The organism is Bradyrhizobium sp. SRS-191 (genome assembly GCF_024586915.1).
In the GTDB taxonomy this organism is placed as follows: domain Bacteria; phylum Pseudomonadota; class Alphaproteobacteria; order Rhizobiales; family Xanthobacteraceae; genus Bradyrhizobium.
Genome location: NZ_JANBVS010000002.1, coordinates 563,981 through 589,672, shown reverse-complemented (window position 1 = coordinate 589,672; position 25,692 = coordinate 563,981). Strand labels below are relative to the sequence as shown.

26 protein-coding genes are annotated in these 25,692 nt (G+C 65.8%); 14 read left to right on the top strand and 12 right to left on the bottom strand.

Annotation, left to right across the window (positions count from 1 at the left end; all coding sequences use genetic code 11):
• Window positions 1-364 precede the first annotated feature (364 nt).
• From NLR35_RS06510 to NLR35_RS06485, 6 genes are all read left to right on the top strand, one after another.
• Complete coding sequence (locus tag NLR35_RS06510) at window positions 365-703, top strand: P-II family nitrogen regulator (RefSeq protein ID WP_006611029.1); 339 nt, start codon at window positions 365-367, stop codon at window positions 701-703.
• Window positions 704-957: 254 nt separating this feature from the next.
• A complete protein-coding gene (gene glnA, locus NLR35_RS06505) occupies window positions 958-2,367 on the top strand; it encodes a type I glutamate--ammonia ligase (protein ID WP_006611030.1) in 1,410 nt (469 codons plus the stop codon).
• Window positions 2,368-2,968: 601 nt separating this feature from the next.
• Complete coding sequence (locus NLR35_RS06500) at window positions 2,969-3,286, top strand: GIY-YIG nuclease family protein (protein ID WP_257165714.1); 318 nt, start codon at window positions 2,969-2,971, stop codon at window positions 3,284-3,286.
• A 111-nt stretch (window positions 3,287-3,397) separates the two neighbouring features.
• On the top strand, window positions 3,398-4,300 hold the full coding sequence (locus tag NLR35_RS06495; protein WP_257165713.1) for a helix-turn-helix domain-containing protein: 903 nt from the start codon (window positions 3,398-3,400) through the stop codon (window positions 4,298-4,300).
• 124 nt (window positions 4,301-4,424) lie between these two features.
• Window positions 4,425-5,714 (top strand): MFS transporter, encoded by a 1,290-nt coding sequence (locus tag NLR35_RS06490; protein WP_257165712.1) that lies wholly within the window; start codon window positions 4,425-4,427, stop codon window positions 5,712-5,714.
• Window positions 5,707-6,603, top strand: coding sequence for an amidohydrolase (locus NLR35_RS06485; RefSeq protein WP_257165711.1), 897 nt, complete (start codon window positions 5,707-5,709; stop codon window positions 6,601-6,603). Before NLR35_RS06490 ends, NLR35_RS06485 begins: the two co-directional genes overlap by 8 nt.
• A gap of 341 nt (window positions 6,604-6,944) precedes the next feature.
• Here NLR35_RS06485 and NLR35_RS06480 read toward each other — a convergent pair whose 3' ends face one another.
• The gene (locus NLR35_RS06480) at window positions 6,945-7,556 is read right to left on the bottom strand and encodes a hypothetical protein (RefSeq protein WP_257165710.1); all 612 of its coding nucleotides are present in this window, start codon (window positions 7,554-7,556) and stop codon (window positions 6,945-6,947) included.
• Between the two features lie 72 nt (window positions 7,557-7,628).
• Window positions 7,629-8,399: a gamma-glutamyl-gamma-aminobutyrate hydrolase family protein gene (locus NLR35_RS06475; RefSeq protein WP_257165709.1), complete on the bottom strand. Its 771-nt coding sequence runs from the start codon at window positions 8,397-8,399 to the stop codon at window positions 7,629-7,631.
• 258 nt (window positions 8,400-8,657) lie between these two features.
• Between NLR35_RS06475 and NLR35_RS06470 the strand changes: the two genes are divergently transcribed.
• Window positions 8,658-9,818 carry an AI-2E family transporter gene (locus NLR35_RS06470; protein ID WP_257165708.1) on the top strand — a complete coding sequence of 387 codons (1,161 nt, stop codon included), beginning with the start codon at window positions 8,658-8,660 and terminating at the stop codon, window positions 9,816-9,818.
• Between the two features lie 12 nt (window positions 9,819-9,830).
• Here NLR35_RS06470 and NLR35_RS06465 read toward each other — a convergent pair whose 3' ends face one another.
• From NLR35_RS06465 to NLR35_RS06450, 4 genes are all read right to left on the bottom strand, one after another.
• Window positions 9,831-11,000, bottom strand: coding sequence for a M20 aminoacylase family protein (locus NLR35_RS06465; RefSeq protein ID WP_257165707.1), 1,170 nt, complete (start codon window positions 10,998-11,000; stop codon window positions 9,831-9,833).
• Between the two features lie 121 nt (window positions 11,001-11,121).
• On the bottom strand, window positions 11,122-11,670 hold the full coding sequence (locus tag NLR35_RS06460; RefSeq protein ID WP_257165706.1) for a phosphohydrolase: 549 nt from the start codon (window positions 11,668-11,670) through the stop codon (window positions 11,122-11,124).
• Between the two features lie 17 nt (window positions 11,671-11,687).
• Entirely contained in the window at window positions 11,688-11,990 is a 303-nt protein-coding gene (locus NLR35_RS06455; protein WP_006611040.1) for an antibiotic biosynthesis monooxygenase, read from the bottom strand.
• A gap of 70 nt (window positions 11,991-12,060) precedes the next feature.
• Window positions 12,061-13,290: a diguanylate cyclase gene (locus NLR35_RS06450; protein ID WP_257165705.1), complete on the bottom strand. Its 1,230-nt coding sequence runs from the start codon at window positions 13,288-13,290 to the stop codon at window positions 12,061-12,063.
• Between the two features lie 391 nt (window positions 13,291-13,681).
• Between NLR35_RS06450 and NLR35_RS06445 the strand changes: the two genes are divergently transcribed.
• On the top strand, window positions 13,682-15,760 hold the full coding sequence (locus NLR35_RS06445; protein ID WP_257165704.1) for a LamG-like jellyroll fold domain-containing protein: 2,079 nt from the start codon (window positions 13,682-13,684) through the stop codon (window positions 15,758-15,760).
• A 67-nt stretch (window positions 15,761-15,827) separates the two neighbouring features.
• Here NLR35_RS06445 and rpsI read toward each other — a convergent pair whose 3' ends face one another.
• The 3 genes from rpsI to NLR35_RS06430 form a co-directional block, all read right to left on the bottom strand.
• Window positions 15,828-16,310, bottom strand: a complete 483-nt coding sequence (gene rpsI / locus NLR35_RS06440; RefSeq protein WP_006611043.1) for a 30S ribosomal protein S9 — start codon at window positions 16,308-16,310, stop codon at window positions 15,828-15,830.
• A 1-nt stretch (window position 16,311) separates the two neighbouring features.
• A complete protein-coding gene (rplM, locus tag NLR35_RS06435) occupies window positions 16,312-16,776 on the bottom strand; it encodes a 50S ribosomal protein L13 (RefSeq protein ID WP_257165703.1) in 465 nt (154 codons plus the stop codon).
• 157 nt (window positions 16,777-16,933) lie between these two features.
• On the bottom strand, window positions 16,934-17,362 hold the full coding sequence (locus NLR35_RS06430; RefSeq protein WP_257165702.1) for a PaaI family thioesterase: 429 nt from the start codon (window positions 17,360-17,362) through the stop codon (window positions 16,934-16,936).
• 70 nt (window positions 17,363-17,432) lie between these two features.
• Between NLR35_RS06430 and NLR35_RS06425 the strand changes: the two genes are divergently transcribed.
• The 3 genes from NLR35_RS06425 to NLR35_RS06415 all read left to right on the top strand — a co-directional run bounded on the left by NLR35_RS06425 (window position 17,433) and on the right by NLR35_RS06415 (window position 20,478).
• On the top strand, window positions 17,433-18,254 hold the full coding sequence (locus tag NLR35_RS06425; protein WP_257165701.1) for an enoyl-CoA hydratase: 822 nt from the start codon (window positions 17,433-17,435) through the stop codon (window positions 18,252-18,254).
• Between the two features lie 128 nt (window positions 18,255-18,382).
• The gene (locus tag NLR35_RS06420; RefSeq protein WP_257165700.1) at window positions 18,383-18,967 is read left to right on the top strand and encodes a CoA-binding protein; all 585 of its coding nucleotides are present in this window, start codon (window positions 18,383-18,385) and stop codon (window positions 18,965-18,967) included.
• Between the two features lie 227 nt (window positions 18,968-19,194).
• Window positions 19,195-20,478 (top strand): O-acetylhomoserine aminocarboxypropyltransferase, encoded by a 1,284-nt coding sequence (locus NLR35_RS06415; RefSeq protein WP_257165699.1) that lies wholly within the window; start codon window positions 19,195-19,197, stop codon window positions 20,476-20,478.
• A 290-nt stretch (window positions 20,479-20,768) separates the two neighbouring features.
• On the opposite strand, the gene NLR35_RS06410 is transcribed toward NLR35_RS06415, so the two are convergent.
• Window positions 20,769-20,963: a hypothetical protein gene (locus tag NLR35_RS06410; protein ID WP_257165698.1), complete on the bottom strand. Its 195-nt coding sequence runs from the start codon at window positions 20,961-20,963 to the stop codon at window positions 20,769-20,771.
• A gap of 316 nt (window positions 20,964-21,279) precedes the next feature.
• Here NLR35_RS06410 and NLR35_RS06405 point away from each other — a divergent pair, with 316 nt between their 5' ends.
• Window positions 21,280-21,618, top strand: a complete 339-nt coding sequence (locus NLR35_RS06405) for a hypothetical protein (protein ID WP_257165697.1) — start codon at window positions 21,280-21,282, stop codon at window positions 21,616-21,618.
• 103 nt (window positions 21,619-21,721) lie between these two features.
• Window positions 21,722-22,159 (top strand): hypothetical protein, encoded by a 438-nt coding sequence (locus NLR35_RS06400; protein WP_257165696.1) that lies wholly within the window; start codon window positions 21,722-21,724, stop codon window positions 22,157-22,159.
• A gap of 944 nt (window positions 22,160-23,103) precedes the next feature.
• Here NLR35_RS06400 and NLR35_RS06395 read toward each other — a convergent pair.
• Window positions 23,104-24,192, bottom strand: a complete 1,089-nt coding sequence (locus tag NLR35_RS06395) for a COX15/CtaA family protein (protein WP_257165695.1) — start codon at window positions 24,190-24,192, stop codon at window positions 23,104-23,106.
• A 102-nt stretch (window positions 24,193-24,294) separates the two neighbouring features.
• Here NLR35_RS06395 and NLR35_RS06390 point away from each other — a divergent pair, with 102 nt between their 5' ends.
• Entirely contained in the window at window positions 24,295-24,513 is a 219-nt protein-coding gene (locus tag NLR35_RS06390) for a DUF2842 domain-containing protein (RefSeq protein WP_257165694.1), read from the top strand.
• Window positions 24,514-24,526: 13 nt separating this feature from the next.
• On the opposite strand, the gene NLR35_RS06385 is transcribed toward NLR35_RS06390, so the two are convergent.
• Complete coding sequence (locus NLR35_RS06385; RefSeq protein ID WP_257165693.1) at window positions 24,527-25,588, bottom strand: polysaccharide deacetylase family protein; 1,062 nt, start codon at window positions 25,586-25,588, stop codon at window positions 24,527-24,529.
• Between the last annotated feature and the right edge of the window lie 104 nt (window positions 25,589-25,692).

Below are 25,692 nucleotides of genomic sequence, written 5' to 3'. Positions count from 1 at the left end.
TCAAGCGATCCTCCCGCCTTTTCCCTGGGCATTTTCGCCGGCGTGCGAACGCCGCACCGCCGTCTGCACAACTTCTGGCCTGTTTGCCTAATTCGCGAGCTTCGGTATTCTGGGCACTCCCATGGGGAATCGTCGGCCCAATGCGAAAGACCGGGATATCCGCTCGATTTGGCCTCATTAACGACTTGGCATAGACCCTGCTTTTGTGGAGCCACTTCGGCACGGGGCAAGACGGGCTGTCAATCACCGGGCCTCCGCCGGAGAGTGTCAGGCCCGGTAACGAAGTGATCGAACGACCTGCGCGTTGGCGCAGCCTGACGATGACCCAACTGTTTCTTAATGCGGAATGCCCGGGAGGCGCTCAGTGAAGAAGATCGAAGCCATCATCAAGCCGTTCAAGCTCGACGAGGTGAAGGAGGCGCTTCAGGAGGTGGGACTTCAGGGCATCACCGTCACCGAGGCCAAGGGCTTCGGCCGGCAGAAAGGCCATGCCGAGCTCTACCGGGGCGCTGAATACATCGTCGACTTCCTGCCGAAGGTGAAGATCGAGATCGTGATCGGCGACGAACTGGTCGAGCGCGCGATCGAGGCGATCCGCCGCGCCGCCCAGACCGGCCGCATCGGCGACGGCAAGATTTTCGTGTCCAACATCGAGGAAGCCATCCGCATTAGGACGGGCGAATCGGGACTGGACGCGATCTAACCCGGGGCTGACGCCTCAAGGGCTGGAGCCCCAAGCGGGCGGCCTGGAACGGCGATGTCGCTCCAGGCCCTCCGCCGAGAAGATCCGCTGCACAAGCAGCGTTCAGGCAGCTGAGATGTCCTCTAGGAGGCATCTGCATGCGGCCTTTTTGGCGTTTTCCGATATTGTCTTGGTCCCCCGGCGAGGCTAATGGAGCATGACCCGCGGACGCCGTCCCGCGCCGGGCCGTGACGTTTCAGCCAAGAGGGGTATTCATGAAGACCGCCAAGGACGTCTTGAAGGCAATCAAAGACAACGACGTCAAATACGTCGACCTCCGCTTCACCGATCCGCGGGGCAAGTGGCAGCACGTCACCTTCGACGTCAGCATGATCGACGAAGACATTTTCGCCGAAGGCACCATGTTCGACGGCTCCTCGATCGCCGGCTGGAAGGCGATCAACGAATCCGACATGTGCCTGATGCCCGACCCGGTGACCGCGACGATCGATCCGTTCTTCGCCGAAACCACCATGATCATTACCTGCGACGTGCTCGAGCCGACCACCGGCGAGCCGTACAACCGTGACCCCCGCGGCATCGCCAAGAAGGCCGAGGCCATGGTGAAGTCGATGGGCGTGGGCGACACGGTGTTCGTCGGCCCCGAAGCCGAGTTCTTCGTGTTCGACGACGTCCGCTACAGCTCCTCGCCCTACAACACCGGCTTCCGCCTCGACTCCTCGGAGCTGCCGACCAACTCGGACACCGAGTATGAGGGCGGCAATCTCGGCCACCGCATCCGCACCAAGGCCGGCTACTTCCCGGTGCCGCCGCAGGACTCCGTGCAGGACATGCGCTCGGAGATGCTGGGCGCGATGGCCCGCATGGGCGTCAAGGTCGAGAAGCACCATCACGAGGTCGCCTCTGCCCAGCACGAGCTCGGCATGAAGTTCGACACGCTGACGCTGATGGCCGACCAGATGCAGATCTACAAATACTGCATCCACCAGGTCGCGCACATCTACGGCAAGACCGCCACCTTCATGCCGAAGCCGGTCTACGGCGACAACGGCTCGGGCATGCACGTTCACCAGTCGATCTGGAAGGACGGCAAGCCGGTGTTCGCGGGCAACAAGTATTCCGACCTGTCGGAGACCTGCCTGTCCTACATCGCCGGCATCATCAAGCACGCCAAGGCCATCAACGCCTTCACCAACCCGTCGACCAACTCCTACAAGCGTCTGGTCCCGGGCTATGAGGCGCCGGTGCTGCTCGCCTACTCCGCGCGCAACCGCTCGGCCTCGTGCCGCATCCCCTACACCTCCTCGCCGAAGGCCAAGCGCGTCGAGGTCCGCTTCCCCGATCCGCTCGCCAACCCCTATCTCGGCTTCGCCGCGATGCTGATGGCCGGCCTCGACGGCGTAAAGAACAAGCTCGATCCGGGCCCGGCGATGGACAAGGACCTCTACGACCTGCCGAAGGAAGAGCTGAAGCAGATCCCGACCGTCTGCGGTTCGCTCCGCGAGGCGCTCGAGAACCTCGACAAGGACCGCGCCTTCCTGAAGGCCGGCGGCGTGTTCGACGACGACTTCATCGACAGCTACATCGCGCTGAAGATGACCGAGGTCGAGCGCTTCGAAATGACCCCGCACCCGGTCGAGTTCGACATGTACTACTCGGGCTGACAAGCCCGACCGATCGGCGGAAACGACACCAGGGCGCCCCTCGCGGGGCGCCCTTTTTGTTTCGGCGAGCGAAGTCACGGGCCTCGTCCTTCGAGACGCTTGGCTTCGCCAAGCTCGTCAGGATGAGGAGCATGAGCATGCCCCGGAGTTGCTTTTTCTCCTCTCCACGAGCACGCTGCTCATGATCCATGTGCGGCTCCGGTTTCGGCGCTCGACCCTCATGGTGAGGAGCGCCGCGCCGATCGGGCCGATACAAGGCGAAGCCCTCGCACGCGGCGCGTCTCGAACCATGAGGCCCGGACCGTGGCCTCGTCCTTCGAGACGCTTGGCTTCGCCAAGCTCCTCAGGATGAGGAGCTTGAGCATGCTCCGGAGTTGCTTTTTGTCCTCTCCACGAGCACGCTGCTCGTAGTCCATTTGCCGCTCAGGTTTCGGAGCTGGACCCTCGTGGTGAGGAGCGCCGCGCCGATCGGGCCGATAGAAGGCGAGGCTGTCGCACGCGGCGCGTCTCGAACCATGAGGCCCGGACCATGGCCTCGCCCTTCGAGACGCCCGCCTTTGGGCGGGCTCCTCAGGGTGAGGAGAAGCTGAGGAGGACAGCCGTGACCGAAGGCGCCTATCTCTACATCCTGCTTTGCGCCGACGGCCGTCTCTATATCGGCAGGACCAGGACGTCGCTGGAGATGCGGCTGGCCCAACACAATGACGGGACGTTTGGCGGCTACACGCTGGCACGGCGCCCAGTGAAGTTGGTCTACTCTGAATGGTTCGAGCGGATCACGAACGCGATCGAGAACGAACGCAGACTGAAGAAGTGGAGCCGCGCAAAAAAGGAAGCGCTGATCCGCGGTGATTTCGGCGCTTTGCAGGCTCTCTCCGCACGTAGAACGGCATTCGAAAAGCCGGCTTCGCGTGAGTAGAAAAAGCCGAATGCCCTGGAGAACGCCGCGCCGTACCTACCCTGCGGTCGCCAGACCGCCAAGAAAATGCTAAATCTACGTTCATCCATTCAGCCAGACGCACCCCGCCCCATGCAGCTCCACCCCCTTCGCCATGCCGAGCGCGTCACGGGACGACGCCAATCGGCGCTGATCGACCTGTGGTCGACGGCCGGGTTTGCCGCGGCGATCAGCGAGGTCACCGGGCCGCATCTTTACGAGTATGGCGAGCTGCCGGTCCCGACGGTGGCGATCACGTTGTACGACGTCCGCCGTCACGTCCTGATCGAGAATGGCACGGTCCGGCGCGATGCGCCTGTCAGCGCGGGGCGTTTCCGGATCGGCCAGCCCGGCTGCAGTGTGGTGGTCGATGCCGTGCCGGAGGTCCGCTCAGGTCCGCTACTCATTCTGTATCTCGGCGATGCCCTGCTGAAGGAGGTCGCGGCCTCCCGCGGCTCCGCAGCGCCGGTCACGCTGACGCACCAAGCCTGGGACACCGAGGATCCGATGCTGGAAGCCGCGGCGAAGCGGCTGGTCGAGAGTTGCGGCGATGGCGGCAGGCCGAGCCGGCTGCTCGCCGAGCAGTTCGCCTACACGCTCGCTCTGCACGTCTCGGACCGCTACGCGGCGCAGCGCCCGCCCGGATCGGAGCAGGTGCCGCCGCTGGACGACCGGATGCAGGCGCGCGTCACGGAGTTCGTGCGCGCCGATCCCGGTGCGCCGGTCACGCTGGCCGCAATGGCAGAGGTGGCGGGCATGAGCCCCTCCTCCTTCCTCCGCAGTTTCAAGCAGGCGACGGGAACGACACCGCATCGGTTCGTCGTCGAGCAACGCGTAACGGCCGCGCGCCGGCTGCTCGCGACCTCCAACCTGCCGATCGTGGAGATTGCCTTGTCGCTCGGCTTCTCCTCGCAATCGCATTTCGGCGCCGCCTTCCGGGCGGTGACGGGCGAAAGCCCCGCACGCTATCGCCGCCTGCAGCGCGGCGGCCGGTGATTTCCTGACAAAGCCGGGTGCGGCGGCACTCATCCCGGCGATTTTCTGACAGACGTCGCCGGATCTTTCAGCGAACTCTGCTGCGGGTCGACCGTTCAACAAGGGCGGCGCATGGGAGGGAAGCATGTCGACAGCTGCAGAGACGACGGTGGTGCCGATCGAGGATACGAGCCTCACCGGCTTCTACAATGGCATGACCACGGCCGAACGGCGCACCTTCTGGGCCTGCGCCACCGGCTGGGCGCTCGACGGCATGGACTTCATGATCTACCCGCTGGTGATCGGCACGATCATCGCGCTGTGGAAGGTCGACGCCGGCACCGCGGGCCTCGCCGGAACGGTGACGCTGCTCGCCTCGGCCTTCGGCGGCTGGGCGGCGGGCTATCTCGCCGACCGCATCGGCCGCGTTCGCACCTTGCAGTTCACCATCATCTGGTTCTCGCTGTTCTCGCTGCTGTGCGCATTCGCGCAGAACTTCGAGCAGTTGCTGGTGCTGCGCGCCCTGCTCGGCCTCGGCTTCGGCGGTGAATGGGCGGCCGGCGCGGTGCTGATGGGCGAGACCATTCGCGCCGAGTATCGCGGCCGCGCGGTCGGCAGCGTGCAGTCCGGCTGGGCCGTCGGCTGGGGCATGGCCGTGCTGGCGCAAGCCGCTCTGTTCTCGCTGCTGCCGGCCGATCAGGCCTGGCGCTGGATGTTCGCGATCGGCGCGTTGCCGGCGCTGCTGGTGCTGTATCTGCGCGCCTATGTGAAGGAGCCCGAGGTCGCGGCTGCCGCGCGCGCCAAGGTCGCCGCCGCGGGCGAAAGCCCGTCGATCCTGGAGATCTTCCAGGGCCCGATCCTGAAGACCACCATTCTCGCCTCGCTGGTCGCCACCGGCTGCCAGGGTGGTTACTACGCGATCACCTTCTGGGTGCCGCGCTTCCTCACCACCGAGCGCAAGCTCTCGATCGTGAGCTCGACCGGCTATCTCGCGGCCCTCATCATCGGCTCCTTCATCGGCTACCTCGTCGGCGCCTGGTATGCGGACCGTTTCGGCCGGCGCAATCTGTTCCTGGTGTTCTCGCTCGGCGCCATGATCGTCGTCGCCGCCTACACCCAGTTGCCGCTGTCGAACGAAGTGCTGTGGCTGCTCGGCTTTCCGCTCGGCTTCTTCGCCTCGGGCTATTTCTCCGGCATGGGCGCGTTCCTGACCGAGCTCTATCCCACGCGCCTGCGCGGCTCCGGCCAGGGCTTCTGCTACAATTTCGGCCGCGGCATCGGCGCGCTGTTTCCGTTCCTGGTCGGCTATCTCTCGCAGATGACCTCGCTCGCCACCGCGATCTGCCTGTTCGCTCTGTTCGCCTATGCGCTGTTCTTCGTCGCCGCCTATGCGCTGCCGGAGACGCGCGGCAAGGTGCTGCAAGCCGATGCGTGAGATCGCGTCCTCAACGGAACGGGCTCCCGCCTGCGCGGGGCCCGATCCGCATCCGCGCAAGGCCTCCCGCTTCGTCGTGCCATCAGGCGCGGTCGACGCCCACGCCCATGTCATCGGGCTGCCGCCGCGCCATCCCTTCGTGGCCACGCGCAGCTATACGCCGCCGGAGGCCACTGCGGCATCCTACCTGGCGATGCTCGATGCGACAGGCATGACCTATGGCGTGCTGGTCCAGGTCAGCGTCCACGGCACCGACAACAGCCTGATGGTCGAGACGCTGCGCGCCAACCGCGAGCGGCTGCGCGGCATTGCAGTGATCCCGCTCGGCCTGCCGGACCGGGAGTTGGCAGCGCTGCAGCAGGCCGGAATCGTCGGCCTGCGCCTCAACGTCCTCTACGGCGGCGGCATCGGGTTCGGTCAGTTGCAGGACTATGCGGCGCTCGCCCGCGAGCTCGGCTGGCACTTGCAATTCCTGATCGACGCCGCCGACCTGCCGGCGCTGGCGCCGCGGCTGGAGGGGCTCGCGGTCCCCATCGTGATCGATCATTGGGGCCACTTCCCGGTGTCGCGGGGCCTCGCCGATCCCGGCTTCCAGACACTGGTCTCGCTGGTGCGCGACGGCGCCTGGGTCAAGCTGTCCGGCGCCTACCGCAACACGGTCGCAGGCCCGCCTTATGCCGACACCGTGCCCTTCGTCCGCCGCCTCCACGAGGCCGCGCCCGACCGCTGCGTCTGGGGCTCCGACTGGCCGCACGTCGCACACCGCGGCCACATGATGAACGTCGGCGACCTGCTCGATTTACTGGCCGACTGGGTGCCCGACGCCGCCGCGCGCAACCGCGTGCTCGCCGACAACGCGCACCGCCTCTACGGCTTTTCACCGAACTGAAGTGATAAGTCATTGTGACAGTCAGATCGAGCTGACAATCCCGAGGTTCGAGCCGCGATCAACAACGACAGTCTGTCATCGTTCGAGGCATCCATGCCCGCACGGGCCTCGTCCTTCGAGACGCTTGGCTGCGCCAAGCTCCTCAGGATGAGGAGCTTGAGCATGCTCCGGAGTTGCTTCTTCTCCCCTCCCGAGCACGCTGCTCATGATCCATGTACTGCTCCGGTGTCGGAGCTGATCCTCATGGTGAGGAGCGACGCGCCGATCTGGGCCGATACAAAGGGAGACCGTTGTACGCGGCGCGTCTCGAACCATGAGGCCCGCAGGCCAGCCTCAGGCGATCACTTCGCCGCGAAATTCACGCCGATCTCCGTCACCACAGGCGCGAGCTTCAGCAGCGCCGGATTGTCGGACGACACCTTCACGCCATCGCCCGAGAGCGCCCGCGGCGTATCCTTCTCAGTGCCGAAGCGCAGCGTGATCGAGCAGCCGCCCGGGAGTGTCCGCCCCAGCGCGCCGTTCTTGAAGTCGGTGACGTAGCCGCCATAGTCCCAGCCGAAGCCGGCGACGGCGAACGGCTTGCCGTTGGCCTTCTGCACCGCCGCGAGGCTCGCGCCGATCGTGATGCCGGCGACGCTCCAGCGGCTGGTCTTGGCCGTGTCGCGTAACGTGAGCCCCGACACCGTCGCGGCCTTGTCTTCGATGAAGGCGACTTCGATGCGCCGGTCCATTGCGCGCGGAAACAGCACGAGGCCCTTGTAGGTCTCCCCCTCCGCTCCGGGGAGATCCTCGATGACGGCTTCGCTGCCATAGCGTTGCTTCAGGCTCTTCGCCGTGTCGGTCGCGGCCACCGGCAGCGTGCACGAGATCGGGCCTTCCGTCGGCGGCGCGGTCTGAGCAAGGACTGGCCCGGCAACAGCCAGCGCAAGGACAGCGATCAGGACATGGCGCATCAGGGAACCCTTGTGAACAACGCGGCGGACAGCATTAGGTCTGTTTCGTCGCAGCTCGGGTTCAGCCCGACGTCACGACGACAGCCGCCGCGTTCTCACCGCCTCCCCGAACGCCTCGAACAGCTTGCGGTTGATCGGGTTCTTCTGCGGGTCGTATTCGGCGTGCCATTGCACGCCCAAGGCAAAGCTCGGCGCGTCGGCGATGCGGATGGCCTCGATGGTGCCGTCCTCGGCGATGCCCTCGATAACGACGCGGTCGCCCGGCTCGAGGATGCCCTGGCCGTGCAGCGAGTTCACCTTGATCGCGTCGCAGCCGAGGATCGAGGCGAAGGCCCCGCCCGGCGTCAGCCGCACCTCATGGCGGTCGGCGAAGATGACGGTGGGATCCGGATGAATCTCGCCATTCTCGAGCCGGGGCATGCGGTGGTTCATGCGGCCGGGAATCTCGCGGATCTCCGGATGCAGCGAGCCGCCGAAGGCGACGTTCATTTCCTGCAGGCCGCGGCAGATGCCGAACAGCGGGATGCCCCTGGCGACGCAGGCCTCCGTGAGCTGCAGCGCGACCTCGTCGCGATGGACGTCGTAGGGCTCGTGCTTGAGGCTGGGCTCGGTGTTGAAGCGCGTCGGATGCACGTTGGCCCGGGCGCCGGTCAGCACGACGCCATCGACGACGTCGAGCAGTGCGCCGATGTCGGTGATCTCAGGCACGCCGGCAAACATCAGCGGCAGCGCGCCCGCAACCTCGGCCACGGCGCTCAGATTGCGCTCGCCCACCATCTGGACGGTGAACCTGTTCTCGACGCGATGACTGTTGCCGATCACGCCGACGACGGGACGTTTCATTGCCCTCGTTTCTCTCCCTGTGCGACCAGGCAATCCTGTGCCGGCCCGATCCTGGTCTGGGCTGGAGGCACAAATCATGCGTGCTCAAATCATGCCCGTGTCGCAAAGCCGGATCAACATATGACCGCGCGGGTCCCCAATGCCAATTCCGGACAACCCCGCATGGCTTCCAGCGGCTCAACGGTCCCGCAAGCCTTTGCTTGATCCGCCAGCCATTTTCGCCAATGTGTGGGGGCCGATCAGCACAGAGGACGACGCATGACCGCCCCCGCCGACCCCCGCCTCCAGGCCCGCAGCGAGCACCGCAGCGACCTGGCCTGGGCCATTACGGTGGGCGGCATCGGCGTGATCCTGTTCGTGGCTGCGCTCGCCTTCAGCTGGTATTACGCTGCGGCTCTGTTCCTGCTGTTCTCGGGCATGCTGCTCGGCGTCGCGCTCAACGCGATGACCAATCTGCTCGGCCGGGTTCTGCCCTGGCCGCACCCGCTGCGGCTCGCCATCGTCTGCCTGACGCTCGCGGCCCTGCTGGTCGGCATCGTCTTCCTGGGCGGCACCACCATCGCCGACCAGGCCAAGGTGCTGAGCGACACGATCAAGTCGCAACTCGGCAACATCAAGGGCTTCCTCGACCGCAACGGCATCGACACCAGCTTCTTCGACTTCAACAGCGCCACCACGGCCACGGCGGCGCCCGATGGCGGGACGACGACCCCGACGCAATCGTCGTCGCACGGCCTGCCGGGCGGCCTGCCCTCGCCGAGCGCGCTCGCCTCGTCCGGTGGCGCCATCGTCAGCCAGACCTTCAAGCTGCTGCTGGGCACCGTGAGCGCCGTCGGCAACTTCTTCATCGTGCTGTTCCTTGGCTTGGCGTTCGCGGCGCAGCCGGCGGTCTATCGCAGCGGGCTGCTGTTCCTGGCACCGGCGAAGTATCGTGACGAGGCCACCGTGATCATCGACCGCATCAGCTATACGCTGGAACGCTGGCTGATCGCGCAGATCACCACGATGTTCGCCGTGTTCCTCGTCACCTGGATCGGGCTCGCGATCATCGGCGTGCAGAGCTCGTTCATTCTCGGCATCCAGGCCGGCCTGCTGGCGTTCATCCCGACCGTCGGCGCGATCATCGCCGGCGTGATCGTGGTGCTGGCGAGCCTCGCTTCCGGCTGGGTCGCGGCCGTCTCCGCCTTCGTGCTGTTCCTCGGCGTGCACGCGATGGAGAGCTATGTGCTGACGCCGCTGATCCAGCGCCAGGCGCTCGACATACCGCCGGCCACGCTGTTCGCCTTCCAGATCCTGCTCGGCATCGTGTTCGGCGTCTGGGGCCTGACCCTGGCGCTGCCGCTGATGGCGATCGCCAAGGTCATGATCGACTATTTCAAGAGCGACCGCCGCACCGAGGATGCCGCGGCCGCGATCTGACCGGTCTTTGGCTCAGCCGGCCGGCATCGCCGTTTCGACGAGCTTCGCCCAATAGCTGATGCCGTGCGGAATCACCTCGTCGTTAAAGTCGTATTCCGGGTGGTGCACGCCGGCCCCGTCGCCGATGCCCATGAACACGAAGGCGCCGGGGCGCGCCTGCAGCATGTATGCGAAATCCTCGCCGCCCAGCCGGGGCGGCATGTCGGTTTTCACCTGGTCCGGCCCGACGACGCTGCGTGCGACGTCGGCGGCAAACGCCGTCTGCTCCGTGTGGTTGACCACGACCGGATAGCCCCAGTCGTAGTCGATCTCGACCTCGACGCCCATGCCGTTCGCGAGCCCCGTCACGACGCTCTTGAAGCGCTCGTCCATCAGGCGGCGGACCTCCTCGTCGAGCGTGCGCACGGTGCCGCCGATGACCGCCGTCTGCGGAATGATGTTGTCGGCCGAGGTGCCGGCATGGAAGCGCGTGATCGACAGCACCGCGCTCTCGACCGGATCGACATTGCGGGCGACGATCGACTGCAAGGCCGTGACGATCTGCGCGCCGGCGATGATCGGATCGACGCATTTGTTCGGCCGCGCGGCGTGCCCGCCAAGGCCCTTGAGGCGCACCTCGAAGGTGTCGGCCGCGGCCATCACCGCACCGGGGCGCGTCGAGACGTGTCCCAGCGGCAGGCCCGGCGCGTTGTGCAAGCCGTAGACCTCCTCGATGCCGAAGCGCTCCATCAGGCCGTCCTCGACCATCGCGCGGCCCCCGGCGCCGCCCTCCTCGGCCGGCTGGAAGATCACGACCGCCGTGCCGGCGAAGTTGCGGGTCTCAGCCAGATAGCGCGCGGCGCCGAGCAGCATCGCCGTGTGGCCGTCATGGCCGCAAGCATGCATCCGGCCCGGGATCTTGGATTTGTGCGGGATATCTCTGGTCTCCTGCAGCGGCAGCGCATCCATGTCGGCGCGCAGGCCGATGACGCGCTCCGACGGCTGGCGGCCGCGGATGACGCCGACGACGCCGGTGCGGCCGATGCCGGTGACGACCTCGTCGACGCCGAACGAGGTCAACAGCTCGGCGACGCGCGCGGCCGTCCGGTGCACCTCGTACTGCAACTCCGGATGTTCGTGGAAATCGCGGCGCCAGACCGTGGCGTCCTCCGCCAGCTCGGCGGCGCGGTTGATGATCGGCATGAATGGAGTTCCGAAAAATGAGGAGCGCGCCAGGACGGCGCGCATGCCGCCTCATTGCATGCCGCGCCACGGCAAAACACAAGCGCTATCAGCACATACATGCTGCGCGGACGGCGTTCGGCTAGGACCGGAGCTGCTTCAGCTCGCGGGCGAGATTCGCCCGTGCCTTCGCGTCGAGCGCGGCGGCGAAAGCCGGATCGGGGTAGATCACCGGCCGGCTTGCAAACCGTTCCAGCACGGCGGCGCGCCCGGCGCGATAGGCGTCATCCGGCACATGGGCATATTCGCGCCGGATCGCCTGCGCATACGCATCGTAGGTCGCGTCGTCGGCGCCAAGCACCGCAAGGTCGATCGAGATCAGCAGCGCGCCGCGGCGATCACCCGGCGCAACATCGTGCGTCTGCGTCAGGCGGATCAGCCGGGCGACCTCGTCGCGCAGCTCCGGCGCGACGTGCTGCTCGGCGAGCACGGCGCTCTGCTCCTCATTGTCGGACCGCCTGGGATCGTAGACGACGTCATGCCACCAGATCGCCTGGGTCAGGATCTCGCGATCGCCGACACCGAGATCAGCGACGCGACCGAGCCGCGCCAGGCAATCCTCGATATGGCTGAGATCGTGGTAGTGCCGCCCCGGCGCGGCATAGGCCGCAACCAGCTCCTCATGGGTCATGATTGCGGCTCGCGCGCTCAGCCGGCCGAGGTCAGCACCGTCTCGGTGTGCTCGACATCCGGAGGGCTGGCGAAATACTGGCCGACGAGACCACGCCACTCCGTGAAGTTCTCCGAGCCGCGAAAGTCCACGGTGTGGTTCTCGAGCGTCTCCCACTTCACCATCAGCCGGTAGCGCTGTGGCTTCTCGATCGACTTGTGCAGCTCGAAGCCGTGAAAGCCCTTGGAGCGGCCGAAGGCGGCGCGGGCCTTGGCAACGGCCGCCTCGAAATCCTTCTCGGTGCCGGGCTTGACGTCGATCTGGGCGATTTCGGTGATCATGGGCGGTCGGCCTCCCCTGGTTGTTGGACCGTTTGTCTAGCCCAGACCAGGGGAGAGAGAAAGCCGCGCGTCAGCTGGAGAGCGCCGCGTGCCCGGACTGCGGCGCGGGAGCAGCCGACGCCGCGGCCGCGCGCTGGCGGCGGTAGCGCTCCAGCGACAGCGGCAGTTCGGCCGAGGCTTCGACGCGATTGCGGCCCGAGCGCTTGGCCTTGTAGAGCGCCGTATCGGCCGCGGCGAGCAGCACGTCGAGATCGGTGCCCGCCGGCCCGCCGGCGACGCCGATGCTGACCGTGGTGTCGACGGTCTTGTCCTCGCACACGACGCCGGACGCAGCGAAGGCCTGGCGCACGCGCTCGGCCGCGACCATCGCCTCCTCGATCGAGCACGGCAGCAGCGCCGCAAACTCCTCACCGCCGATGCGTCCCGAGAGGTCCGTGAGCCGCAGCTTGTCGACGACGACATTGGCAAACAGCTTGAGCACCTCGTCGCCCTCGGCATGACCGAAGCGGTCGTTGATCGACTTGAAATGATCGATGTCGAAGATCAGCACGCTGACCGGCCGCTCGGCGCGCGCCTCGCGCTCGATCAGCTGGGCGCTGGCATCGGCGAAGCCGCGGCGGTTGAGCAGCCCGGTCAGCGGGTCCGTGGTCGCCGCACGCTTGTGGGCAGAGACGATGCGCTCGGACACCAGCATGAAGATCACGAACACGGTGCCGACCGCGTAGAGCACGAGCTCGATCGAGAAGATCGTCACCCAGGCGGCGGCGAAGGCGCCGTTGGCGTCGCGCAGCATGTTGCCGAGCAGGATCGGCAGCATCAGGACAAAGCCGTGCATCGCCGGCACGATCACGGCCGGCCAGCGCTTGTGCAGGGTCCGCCGCCGTTCCTGCCAGAGTTCGGCCGCCGTGAGCGTCGCGTAGATCACGACGATGGCCGCGCCGATCGTCAGCCGCAGCGCCTGCGCCGTGGGATCGAGCAGCATGCCGCTCGCGATCCATGCGATCGCGCCGAGCGCAAGACCCGCGACGCTCGGGGATTTGCCGTGAAAGACACGCGCCGCGTTCCAGACCATGGCGGTGGCGATCAGCCCGATCGAGCTCAGGAACAGCGACACCACCTCGCCATAGCTGTCGGCGACCAATGTCCACAGCGCGATCGCGACCGCGCCGAGGATGTAGGCCGCCCCCCACCAGCGCAGCGCCGGCGTGTTCTCCTGCCGCCCGAAATACAGCAACATGGCGCCAAGCAGCGCCGCGACCATTGTCGCTACGATGTCGAGCGTCATGCTGTCGAGTGCCATGCGTCACCTCGGTTGCTGCGGCGGCGCGGGAGCTCAGGGTTAGCGCGGCCTTATCGCAAGCAACCTAACCGGCGGTCTGTTCGAAAGACGTTTGCCTGGGATACCAAGTTTTCTCGAAAAGCTCGGCACAACTCGCCCGTAAATTGCTACATAAAAATGCAGCAAAAAGGATTCAAAACCGATTGCGGGCGCGGGAGCCGATGCCCGCTTGGATTGCACACCGACAGCCGACGTTCATTGATAGTTGAGGACGAAGGCGAGACATATGAACCAGTTCACATCCGATTGCGGACACTCATCGAAACGATAAGAAACCTTCTCAAATTTGAGATCATCTCTTCCTAACACGTTCCGACGGGGGCGCGATGCGCCGCATGAGGTGGGAACGAGAATGTCTTTCGACGATTCAAACGACAAGAAAATTGCGGCAGATCACCCGGCCGGCGGCGTCGATCGCCGCACGCTGCTGCGCAACGCCATGGGCGCCTCGGCGCTCGGCCTCGGCGCCGGCATGCTGCCGGGCCAGGCGCAGGCGCACTGGCATTGGCGCATGCACCCTCACCATCATCATGTCACGACGAGCTTCGCGCTCGCAGTGCTGCCGGACACGCAGTTCTACTCGCGCTACGCGACCTCGGAGGAAGGCCAGGCCTATCAGCGCCAATATGGCAGCACGCCCTACCCGGCGCAGACGCAGTTCATCGTCGACAATGCCGCAAAATATCACATCCCGTTCACGATCCATCTCGGCGACGTCGTCGATCAGTCCAAGCATCCGCAGCAATGGGCGGTCGCCGACGCCGCGATGAAGCTGCTGGAGAACGCCGGCCGGCCTTATTCCGTGCTCGCCGGCAATCACGACGTGCTGTCGGCGCTGGAGTTCGAGAATGCGGCAAGCCAGGGCTCAGGCACCGACGCGCAGCGCGCTGCCTCCGAGCCGTATTTGTCCTGGTTCCCGACCAGCCGCGCCGCCAAGCAGCAGACCTTCCTGGAGCGCCATCCAAGCGGCTGGCACGAGGCGCATGTGTTCCACGCCTGCGGCGTCAGCTTCATGGTGCTGTCGCTGTCCTGGCGCGCGTCCGACGACGCCATCGCCTGGGCGCGCAGCATGATCGCGCGCCATCCGATGCTGCCGGTGATCCTCGCCAATCACCAATTGCTCAACATCGCCAATGACGGCGTGAGTCCGCTCGAGGTCGCCTATGGCCAGTATCTCTGGGACAAGCTCATCCGCAGCAACGACCAGATCTTCATGACGCTCAACGGCCACTATCACGGCGGCGCGCACCTCGTGAAGTTCAACGACTTCCACAATCCCGTGCACGAGATGGTCGTCGACTATCAGATGGCCTATCAGGGCGGCAACGGCCTGATGCGGCTCTACGAGTTCGACTTCACGAAGAACAAGATCGACGTCGCCTCGTTCTCGCCCTGGGTGGTCGAGAAGCCGAAGGACAGCCTCAAGCAGTTCGACCGCGCCTGGCTGACCGAGGACAACCACGAATTCACCATCGACATCGACTTCCAGCGCCGGTTCTCGCGCTTCACCCATTTCTGCCACCTGCCGGCCTTCGCCGGCACGCCGATCCTGCCGCGGGTGAAGCAGGACCTCTATGCCAACTACACCGAACAGCCCGAGCCCGTGGTCGTGCCGCCGGCCAACGAGCAGGATTATCCTCTGATTGCCGAGACGGTCGCGCATTGGCGCATCGCCTCTTCGGCGATCGGCAAGGCCGTCGCCACCGGCACCGCGCTGCCGGACCTGACCTCAGGCAATCCGATGCAGCGCGCCTCGCTCGCCGGTGCTGCTCAAGTGGCCGACGTCGTCTTCACCGCGGACAAGCATCGGCTGTCGTCGGCGCCGGGCAGCGTGCAGTTCCTCAACACCACGCACGCCGGCGCCGGCCGCTTCAGCTGGTTCACGACCGCGGCCACCGCGCCGATCAACGCGGCCACCTTCGCCCAGGGCTACACGGTCGAGGCCTTCATCAAGATCGATCCGAACTGGAAAGCGGCCGATCACGCCTGGTGCAACATCCTCACCCGCTTCGGCAACCGCGGCTGGCTGCCGGGCTATGCCGGCGGTGATCCGGAATCGCCGCCGATCCTGTTCGCGATCTCGAACCTGCGCGAGGTGCAGTGGGAGATCGTGCCGTCGAGCGCGACCAGCCAGCCGCAGACCGACTGGTCCGGCGAGATCATGCTCAACACCTGGTATCACCTCGCGATCGTCAACGACCCCAAAGACAATTCAACGGTGCTCTACATCGAGGGCGCGCCGGTGGTGCGCAGCGTGATCGGCGGCAACGGCCTCGCCAGCGTCGCGGCCTCCCAGCCCTGGGCACTCGGCTGCGGCTGGTGGGATCGCGCGCCGTCCGACGGCTTCATCGGCAGCATCGGCGAGGTGCGTGTCGTTTCAAAGCCGCTGGCGCCGAACCAGTGGTTGACGGCGCGCCGCGCCAGCGCCTGATCCACTCACGCTCAAAACAAAACAGGCGCCCGCGAGGGCGCCCGTTCGTATTGGAGGCTGAGAGAAATCAGCGCTTCGAGAACTGGAAGGAGCGGCGGGCCTTGGCCTTGCCGTACTTCTTACGCTCGACGACGCGCGAGTCGCGGGTCAGGAAGCCGCCCTTCTTGAGGACGCTGCGCAGCTCCGGCTCGAAGTTGGTCAGCGCCTTGGACAGGCCGTGACGGACCGCGCCGGCCTGGCCGGACAGACCGCCGCCGGCGACCGTGCAGATCACGTCGTACTGGCCCTTGCGGGCGGCGACGACCATCGGCTGCTCGATCATCATGCGCAGCACCGGACGGGCGAAGTACACTTCGATGTCGCGGGTGTTCACGGTGACCTTGCCGGAGCCAGGCTTGATCCAGACGCGGGCGACCGCGTCCTTGCGCTTGCCGGTGGCATAGGCGCGGCCGAACTTGTCGACCTTCTTCTCATACTTCGGAGCGTCCGGAGCGGTGACCGCGCCCTTGAGCTGCGACAGCTGATCGAGAGACTGGATGCTTTCGGCCATCTTATGCGGCCCTCGTGTTCTTGCGGTTCATCTTGGCGATGTCGACCTTCTCGGGGTTCTGCGCCTCGTGCGGATGATCGGGTCCGCCATAGACACGCAGGTTGCCCATCTGCACGCGGCCGAGCGGCCCGCGCGGGATCATGCGCTCGACGGCCTTCTCGATCACACGCTCCGGGAAGCGGCCCTCGAGGATCTGGCGCGCGGTGCGCTCCTTGACGTGGCCGACGTAGCCGGTGTGCTTGTAGTACACCTTCTGCTCGCGCTTGCGGCCGGTCAGAACGGCGTGCGCGGCATTGACGATGATAACGTTGTCGCCGCAGTCGACGTGCGGCGTGTAGATCGGGAGGTGCTTGCCGCGCAGCCGCATGGCGACCAGCGTGGCGAGACGACCGACGACCAGACCCTTGGCGTCGATCACGACCCACTTCTTCTGGACCTCGGCCGGCTTTGCCGAAAAGGTTTTCATGAGAGATATCCGTGACAGGGAGAATGCGGCGCGGGTGACGCGCCGAACTGGGGCTGCTTCTAGAGAAGCGCCCTGCATTCGTCAACGCCACTGGAGCAAAATTCATGCAAGGAAAACAGCAACTTGCAAATATGGTGCAATAATACCCTCGAAAAGCTCACGCATTCGGAATGGAATAGGTGGCGGTGACATGGGCGATCGGATCGGGCGATTCCCCTGACAGCAGAGTGACTTCGCCGACCGCGAGGCGCTTGCCGAGCTTCAGCAGCCGCGCCTCGGCCAGCACGTCGGCGCCGGCCGCGCCCTTGCGCAGGAAATTGATGTTGAGATTCGTCGTGACCGCGAGCCCGACCGGGCCGATCGCCGACAGCAGCACCACGTACATCGCGAAATCCGCCAGCGCCATCAGGGTCGGCCCGGACACCGTTCCGCCCGGCCGCAGCATGCGCTCGTTGAATCGCTGCCGCAGCACGCAGCCCTTGCCATCCGCGCTCTCGATCGCGATGTCGCCGCCGGTGCGAAAGGCCTGGGGAAATTCCGCGTGCAGGAACGCTTCGAGTTCCGCGATCGTCATCTTCGCCGACATGTCTCCCCCTGCTCTGGTTGTTGGCAATCTGTTACATTAGCGGAAACGACACGCCCATATGGAAATCGGAATGTCCGCCCCTGCCCTCGCCGATGCCGCTGCCGCGCCGATCCTGTTGCACGAGATGGCGGGCCCCGTTGCTGTGCTGACGCTGAACCGGCCGGCGCAGCGCAACAGCCTGTCGGAGGCGCTGATCGCCGAATTGCATCAGGCGCTCGCCGAGATCGGCGCCGACAAGGCCGTGCGCGCCGTCGTGATCGCCGCCAATGGTCCGGCCTTCTGCGCCGGCCATGATCTGAAAGAGCTCACGGCGCGCCGGGCCGACGCCGATCGCGGCCGCGCCTTCTTCGCCAGGCTGATGAATGCCTGCAGCGCGATGATGCAGGCGATCGTGCATCTGCCGAAACCCGTCGTCGCCTCCGTGCAGGGCATCGCCACCGCAGCCGGCTGCCAGCTGGTCGCAAGCTGCGATCTCGCCATAGCGTCAGAGCGCGCCGCGTTCGCCACGCCCGGCGTCGACATCGGCCTGTTCTGCTCGACGCCGATGGTGGCGCTGTCGCGCAATGTCAGCGCTAAGCAGGCGATGGAGATGCTGCTGACCGGCGAGCCGGTTCCAGCGCTGCGCGCCCGCGAGATCGGCCTCGTCAATCGCGTGGTCGCGCCGGGCACCGAACGCGACGCGGCGATTGCGCTGGCACAACAAGTCGCGCGAAAATCCGCGCATACGATCAAGCTCGGCAAGGAGGCCTTCTACCGCCAGGCCGAGATGAGCCTTGCCGACGCCTATCGTTATGCGGCAGAGGTGATGACCGAAAACATGCTCGCCCGCGACGCAGAGGAAGGCATCGGCGCCTTCATCGAGAAGCGGACACCCACGTGGCGGGATGAGTAGCTACGAAGCTGCTGCCCATTCCTCATCCTGAGGAGCCGCGGAGCGGCGTCTCGAAGGATGAGGCCCGATCGAGGCCTCATGGTTCGAGACGCTTCGCTCCTCACCATGAGGGACCAAGGACATCAAGCATGAATCACGACACCTATCCCGACGACTACATCCGCGGCATTCTCAACGGCGTGAAGGTGATCGCGATGGTCGGCGCCTCGCCGTCCGAGATCCGGCCGAGCTTCTTCGCCTTCAAATATCTGGTGCAGCGCGGCTACGACATGATCCCGGTGAACCCCGGCCATGTCGGCAAGAGCCTGATGGGCCGGCCCTTCGTGGCCTCGCTGGCCGATATCGGCCGTCCGCTGGACATGGTCGACATCTTCCGAAGCTCGCAGCACATCATGCCCGTGGTCGACGAGGCGCTGAAGCTGTCCCCCTTGCCGAAGGTGATCTGGATGCAGCTCGGCGCGCGCGATGACGCCGCGGCGGCAAAGGCCGAGGCCGCCGGCATGAAGGTGGTCATGAACCGCTGCCCCAAGATCGAATACGGCCGGCTGTCCTCGGAGATCTCCTGGATGGGCGTCAACTCCCGCACCATCAGCGCCAAGCGCGCGCCGATCCCCACGCAAGGCATGCGTCTGTCGCTGAATCGCACCAGCGTCGGCGGCGGCACGACTGCCGCGGCCGACCGCGCCGCGAAGGACAGAAGCGATCCGACCTGACGCATCTGCGAAAGGAACGTGTCGCGACCATGGCGCGACACAGCAACGCATTTCAAATCTGGCCTGACGTCGCAGCCCACCTTGACGGCATCATGGCCGCTGGCAAATGTCCTCCGCCGGGATGACGCGGAGGCGCACAACGACGCGCTATCGACACCGTCTCCCATCATCGATCCCCGTGCCGGCCGGTGCCGCCGCGCGAAGGATCAAGCCCACGAGGAAACACCATGACCGAACGTGCCCCCGGATTTGCCACCCTCGCCATTCACGCCGGCGCCCAGCCCGATCCGACCACCGGCGCGCGGGCGACGCCGATCTACCAGACCACGTCCTTCGTCTTCAACGACGCCGACCACGCCGCCTCGCTGTTCGGCCTGCAGGCGTTCGGCAACATCTACACCCGTATCGGCAACCCGACCAACGCGGTGCTGGAGGAGCGCGTCGCCGCGCTCGAGGGCGGCACCGCCGCGCTCGCCGTCGCCTCGGGCCATGCCGCGCAGGTCGTGGCCCTGCAGCAGCTGCTGTCCCCCGGCGACGAATTCATCGCCGCGCGAAAACTGTATGGCGGCTCGATCAACCAGTTCACCCATTCGTTCAAGAGCTTCGGCTGGAACGTGGTGTGGGCGGACACCGATGACGTCGCGAGCTTCGAGGCCGCGGTGAGCCCGCGCACCAAGGCGATCTTCATCGAGTCCATCGCCAATCCCGGCGGCACCATCACCGACATCGAGGCGATCGCGCAGGTCGCGCGCAAGGCCGGCGTGCCGCTGATCGTCGACAACACGCTCGCTTCGCCCTACCTGATCCGCCCGATCGATCACGGCGCCGACATCGTGCTGCACTCGCTGACCAAGTTCCTGGGCGGCCACGGCAACTCGATCGGCGGCATCATCGTCGATGCCGGCACCTTCGACTGGGCAGGCAGCGGCGACAAATATCCGATGCTGACGCAGCCGCGTCCCGAATATCACGGCATCCGCATCCACGAGACGTTCGGCAATTTCGCCTTCGCGATCGCCTGCCGCGTGCTCGGCCTGCGCGACCTCGGACCTGCGCTGTCGCCGTTCAACGCCTTCATGATCCTCACGGGCATCGAGACCCTGCCGCTGCGCGTGCAGAAGCACAGCGACAACGCCAAGGCCGTCGCGGAATTTCTCAGCAAGCATCCGGCAGTCGCCGCCGTGAACTACGCCGGCCTGCCCGAGGACAAGTATCACGCGCTCGCCCGCAAATACTGCCCGAAGGGCGCTGGTGCGGTGTTCACTTTCTCGCTGAAGGGCGGCTATGACGCCGGCGTCAAGCTGGTGTCGAACTTGAAGCTGTTCTCGCATCTGGCCAATGTCGGCGACACTCGCTCGCTGGTCATCCATCCGGCCTCGACCACCCACAGCCAGCTCGACGACGCCGCCAAGATCAAGGCCGGCGCCGGCCCGGACATCGTCCGCATCTCCGTCGGCATCGAGGACAAGGAAGACCTGATCGCCGACCTCGAGCAGGCGCTGAGCGCGTAACCGCGAGATCGTCCCGCCAGTCAGGCCACGCGTCTGGCGGGTCATGAGGCGAGTCTCTCTCCACGTCATGGCCGGGCTTGACCCGGCCATCCACGTTTTCTCAGCGGTCGGAAAGGCGTGGATGCCCGGATCAAGCCCGGGCATGACGAGCAACTAACATAATGCCCAGACCACGCCCCCACCACAAACAAAGAGAGCGCGGCCGGCCCCCCTGGGCTTCCGCGCTCTCCTTCGTCCCACGGTCGGGCCGTTGCCGGCTTCTCGAACCGCGCCCTCGTTAACTCATCGTGTCACGTCATCGGGTGCAGCATCCGCGCATGCGTCTGGCCGGCCAGCGGCAGTGCCGTCACCGCAATCAGCCGGCTCACCGCCAGAGCCCGCAAACAAGCCGCGTCCTCGTCATAGGCAGCGAGATCGGTCTGGAATGAGCCTGTCCGTGATTGCAGATGGTGGCGCGCCGACGCGCAAAACGGAATCACCGACATGCTCGAAACCTTCTGGTCTGAGACTCTGATGAAATGCAGCAGAGATTCTGTCCCGAACGCGGGCCGCCGGCCCTTCGTTCCGCCGACCTTCAAAATCGCCGACGGCCGTAAACTTGCACCAGCAGATCTTAACGGAAGCTGAAAAAGCCCGTCCTTCTACGGGCGATTGCAGCCGACGCGGCCCTGCGAGAAAGTTTTCGTTAACCATAAACGGCCCATCCTGCCGTCCATGGAATCGCGCGGTGCCTGACGCCGCCGCGCTGGCGCCGGTCTCGACATCCGGCCCGCGACCGATGTGACAAGGCAGGAGAGCAGAATGCGTACCCTAGTGATCATGATGCTGCTGGCGGCCACCGCGGCAAACGGCGTCGTTCTCGCCGCCGACCTGCCCGGCATCCACGACAAGGTCGTCCACACCAAGGCCCGCCGCGCCGTGAAGGCCGCGCCGCCCGTGGTCGTCGTCGTCAAGGACCAGGACTCGCTGATCTCGCCGATGATGCCCTCGACCCCGCTGCTGCTCGGCCGCCAGGAACTCCCCGGCTACTACGGCCGCGCGTTCTCCTACGACTACCAGGGCCCGTATTACGGCGGCGAAGGCTATACGAACTACATGTTCCGCCTGCCTTATGCTTGTGGTGTGACGGGGTATTGCTGAGGGTTTGCACGGACTGCGACTTCCGGGCTGGCTGGGTGGCTCTATCGCAAGTCGCGCTGCGGAGGAGTGATGCGACGCTCTCAGAAGGTTAGGCATGCCGCAAATGGCTACAGACCTGCCGCCGATTTCATATCCTGCACTGCTGTGGCGCCAGGGTTATATCTACCTGGCGAACACTCCCACCGAACTTTGTGCTCACCCGCGGTCGATGTTCGAAAGCACACTTCAACGAACTCGCGCACGCGAATGGCAGCTGCTTGATTCTCAAGGGCGAAGCTTCGATGTTGCCGACTGGACACAAACCCGCCCGCTTGGGGGCGTGAGAGGGTTCGGGCTCCGCCTGCTAGGATCGATATTTGCCATTCCGGTCTTAACGAACGAGCGAGAGCTCTCCCTGTCCGACTACAAACAAAAATTGGCCGAGGCGGTCAAAAGCCGCTTTCGATACGACTCCGACCAGACGCTGGCCATGGAAGTCATCAGCCGGATCGACGCCGCGACCTCTCATCAAGAGGCGATCGACTCGTTGCCAAAGCTCTGATCCTGATCGATCGTGCGAGCTTTCAAGACCGGCCCTCCCTAAGGTTCGCAGGGTCGTCCTTCGCTGTAACGACGTAGCCAGCTGGATCGAGCGTCCACACCATCTGCCAACGCGTGGGAGGCAGGGGTCTTGACGATCCTGCGCTCGCCCCCGAGATCGTCGTCGGCCACTGAACAGTCGCGAGAACGAACGGGCTTGCCAACTTCGGCAAATCAGCATATTCTGCGTTTATTCCTATCCAGCCGAGGGGCGCTTCCGGATCGTCCAGTTGCGTGGGATGGGACCGCGGTGGACGTGGCGGGCCGTGCGCGGGCGTATGCTGGCGCGGACGAGCGGCTTGTGACGGACGGCGAAATCGCGTGGTCCTGGCGCCCCGAGGCTGGCGCCAAGTCTCGTGTTGGTGCTCACGCATCGCGCGAGGTGACGGGGGCAAGACAGCCGGTCCCCGGGGAGATCGCGTATAAGCGTTAAAACCATCGCGCAGGGAAGGCCGGGTGTTTCCAGGCCGTACCTGTGGTGACCGCCGCGTGCTTTTTTCTTTGCACGCGGGCCATGGGTGCCGGCCAGGCATCCGGCCTTCCCTGCGCCCTCGCGTTTTCGAGGGTGAAACGATCGGCATGACTCGGCGTGAACGCGCGCGAGGATGAAGAGGCGTGTCTTCGATGTGGACGATGAGGTCTCCTCACCATCGGTCGTCATCCCCGCGCAGGCGGGGGATCCAGTACGCCGCGGCCCATCGAGGACTCACAACCGTCTCTGGGATACTGGATCGCCCGGTCAAGGCCGGGCGATGACAGCGGATTGTGTGGTTCAAGCGCAGCACGATGACAGGCGACGAAGCGCACCGACGAGCGAAGCGACGAAGCAATCCAGAGTCGTGGGCGGGACTCTGGATTGCTTCGTCGCCTTCGGCTCCTCGCAATGACGAAGGAGAGACCGAGCCCCTACCCCGCCCGCTCCGCGACCACCGCCGTCTGCGGCACGGCAACGCTCGCCACCCGCCGCGGCGACAGTCGCTCCGCCTGCAGCACGGCAAAGGTCAGCACGATGATGGCCGTGCCCTGATGCAACAGCGCCAGCGAGATCGGCACCACCATCAGCAGCGTCGCGATGCCCAGCACGGCCTGCACCAGGATCGCCGCCAGCAGCCGGTGCGCACCGCGCACGGCCGAGCGGCCGGCACCCGTGCGCATCACGTCGAACGCATGCCACGCCGCCAGCACCAGCAGCGTGTAGGCCGTCATGCGGTGCATGAACTGCACTGTCAGATCGTTCTCGAACAGGTTGATCCACCACGGCGAATGGACCCACAGGCTGGCCGCCTTCGGGATCAGCCCGCCGTCGATGTCGGGCCAGGTGTTGTAGACGAGGCCGGCGCGCAGGCCCGCGACCAGCGCGCCGAGATAGAGCTGCACGAAGGTGACACCGACCAGCACCCATGCCGTCAGCCGCAGCCGCGCCGGCACCTCGGCCTCGTCGCGCGGCTCGAGCCGGCGCAAGGTCCAGACGATCGACGCGAAGATCAGCAGCGCCAGCGACAGATGCGTCGCCAGCCGGACCGGCGCCACCTCGGTGCGCTCGGTGAGGCCCGAGGCCACCATCCACCAGCCGACCGCGCCCTGCAGCGCGCCGAGGCCGAAGATCAGCCACAGCCGGCGGCCGAGCGGGCCGGAGACGGCGCCGCGCCACAGGAACCACAGGAACGGCAGCAGATAGACCATGCCGATGACGCGGCCGAGCAGCCGGTGGCCCCACTCCCACCAGAAGATGGTCTTGAACTCGTGCAAGGTCATGCCGGCGTTCATCTGCCGATATTGCGGAATCTGCTTGTAGGCTTCGAAGGCGTCGCTCCAGGCCTGCTCCGAGAGCGGCGGCAGGGTGCCGGTGACCGGCTTCCACTCGACGATCGACAACCCGGATTCGGTCAGCCGGGTGGCGCCGCCGACCAGCACCATCAGGGCGATCAGACCGGCGACGATGGTGAGCCAGACGCGGATCGCGGCGGTGTCTCGGGTGTGGGGAACCGTGGTCATGGAGGTTGAACGCTCGATTGAACCTAAGCTGTCAGGCCCTTATAATCCCAGTGAATTCGCGCGCAAGCCGCGCCGGTCCCAACCCAGGCTGACATTCCCGTCATGACGATCCGCACCCGCAAACTGATCGGCGCCATAGCCCTGCTGCTGCTCGCCTTCGCCTGGTCGATGATGGGCATGGTGCTGGCGCAATTCCCCCTGATCGCCAATTCCGGCTGGATGCAGGCGGTGTATTACGTCGTCGTCGGCATGGGCTGGGTGCTGCTGGCCATGCCGATCGTTAGCTGGATGCTGCGCCCAGATCCGGCGCAGGAAAGCTGAGCGGCCGATCTGATCAGCCGAGGTCGAGCCCGGGTCGCGGCGCGAATTTTTGTCGCGGCAGGGTCACGCCGACCATCAGAACCTTCAGCGCCCGGAGCGAGCGCGAGCGGCCGTCCCAGGCGATGCGCGGCAGCATGTGGAGGTCGGTCCGGCCCTCGCTCTGTACCACGCCGCCGATCGTGGTGGCGGCGCTGACGAAGCCAGCCTGCTCCGCCAGCACGGCGTCGCTGCGGCGGAAGGACTGGGCGTCGCCGAACGGATACGCCATGTGCCGGACCGGGCGCCGCAGCGCTGTCTCCAGCACCGCCTTGCCCATCGCGATCTCGCGCTGGGCATCGACGTCCTTGAGATGCGCCAGCACAGGATAATGCACGGTGGCACTGCCGATCGTGACGTTGGGATCAGCAGCGAGCAGCGCGATGTCGGCCCAGTCGATCGACGCCTCGCGGCTCAACGCGACGATATCGACCGAGTGGCGCGAACACAGATCGCGGATCGCAACCGACAGCTCCGCGGGTGGCAATCTGCGCAGCCAGGCGAAGAGATAGGCGAACAGCTCGGCCTTCTCGGCCGGCTTGAACACGGAGAAGCGCTGCTCGCGATGATCGATGACGAGATTGATGCGGGCTTCCCGCGCGATGACGGCCTCGAGCGCCAGCCACCAGGCCTCACCGAGCCCGTCAGGAAACGCTGTGGGCACATAGGCCGTGAACGGCACGCCGTGGCTGGCCAGCACGGGATAGGCATGCGTGATCAGGTCCTTCGCCCCGCCATCGAAGGTCAGGCAGGCGAACCGGCGGCTTTCGGGTAGCCGCACCGAGCGCTCACAGGCCTCGTCGAGCGAGACGATGTCATAGCCCCAGCGCTTGAGCGCGCGGATCACCTTGTCGAGAAATGCAGGCGTGATCTCGGCATGCTTCAGCGGCTGAAATGCGCCCTTGCGGCGCGGGCGCACGCGCTCGAACCGAAGGATGGCGCCGGCGCCCCGCGTCGCGCGCGAGGCCAGCAACGCGCGGCCGCTGAAATGAGCCAGTTCGAGCCGGGCACTGCGCAGCCACCTGTTGTCCGCCGACAAATCCCGGGTCCCTTCCGCAAAGCCCACTTGAAACCAAACCGACCGCGCCCACCTGATGCTGACAGACCATGGCGCGATCGCGTCATCGTCGAGGTCGCATGATC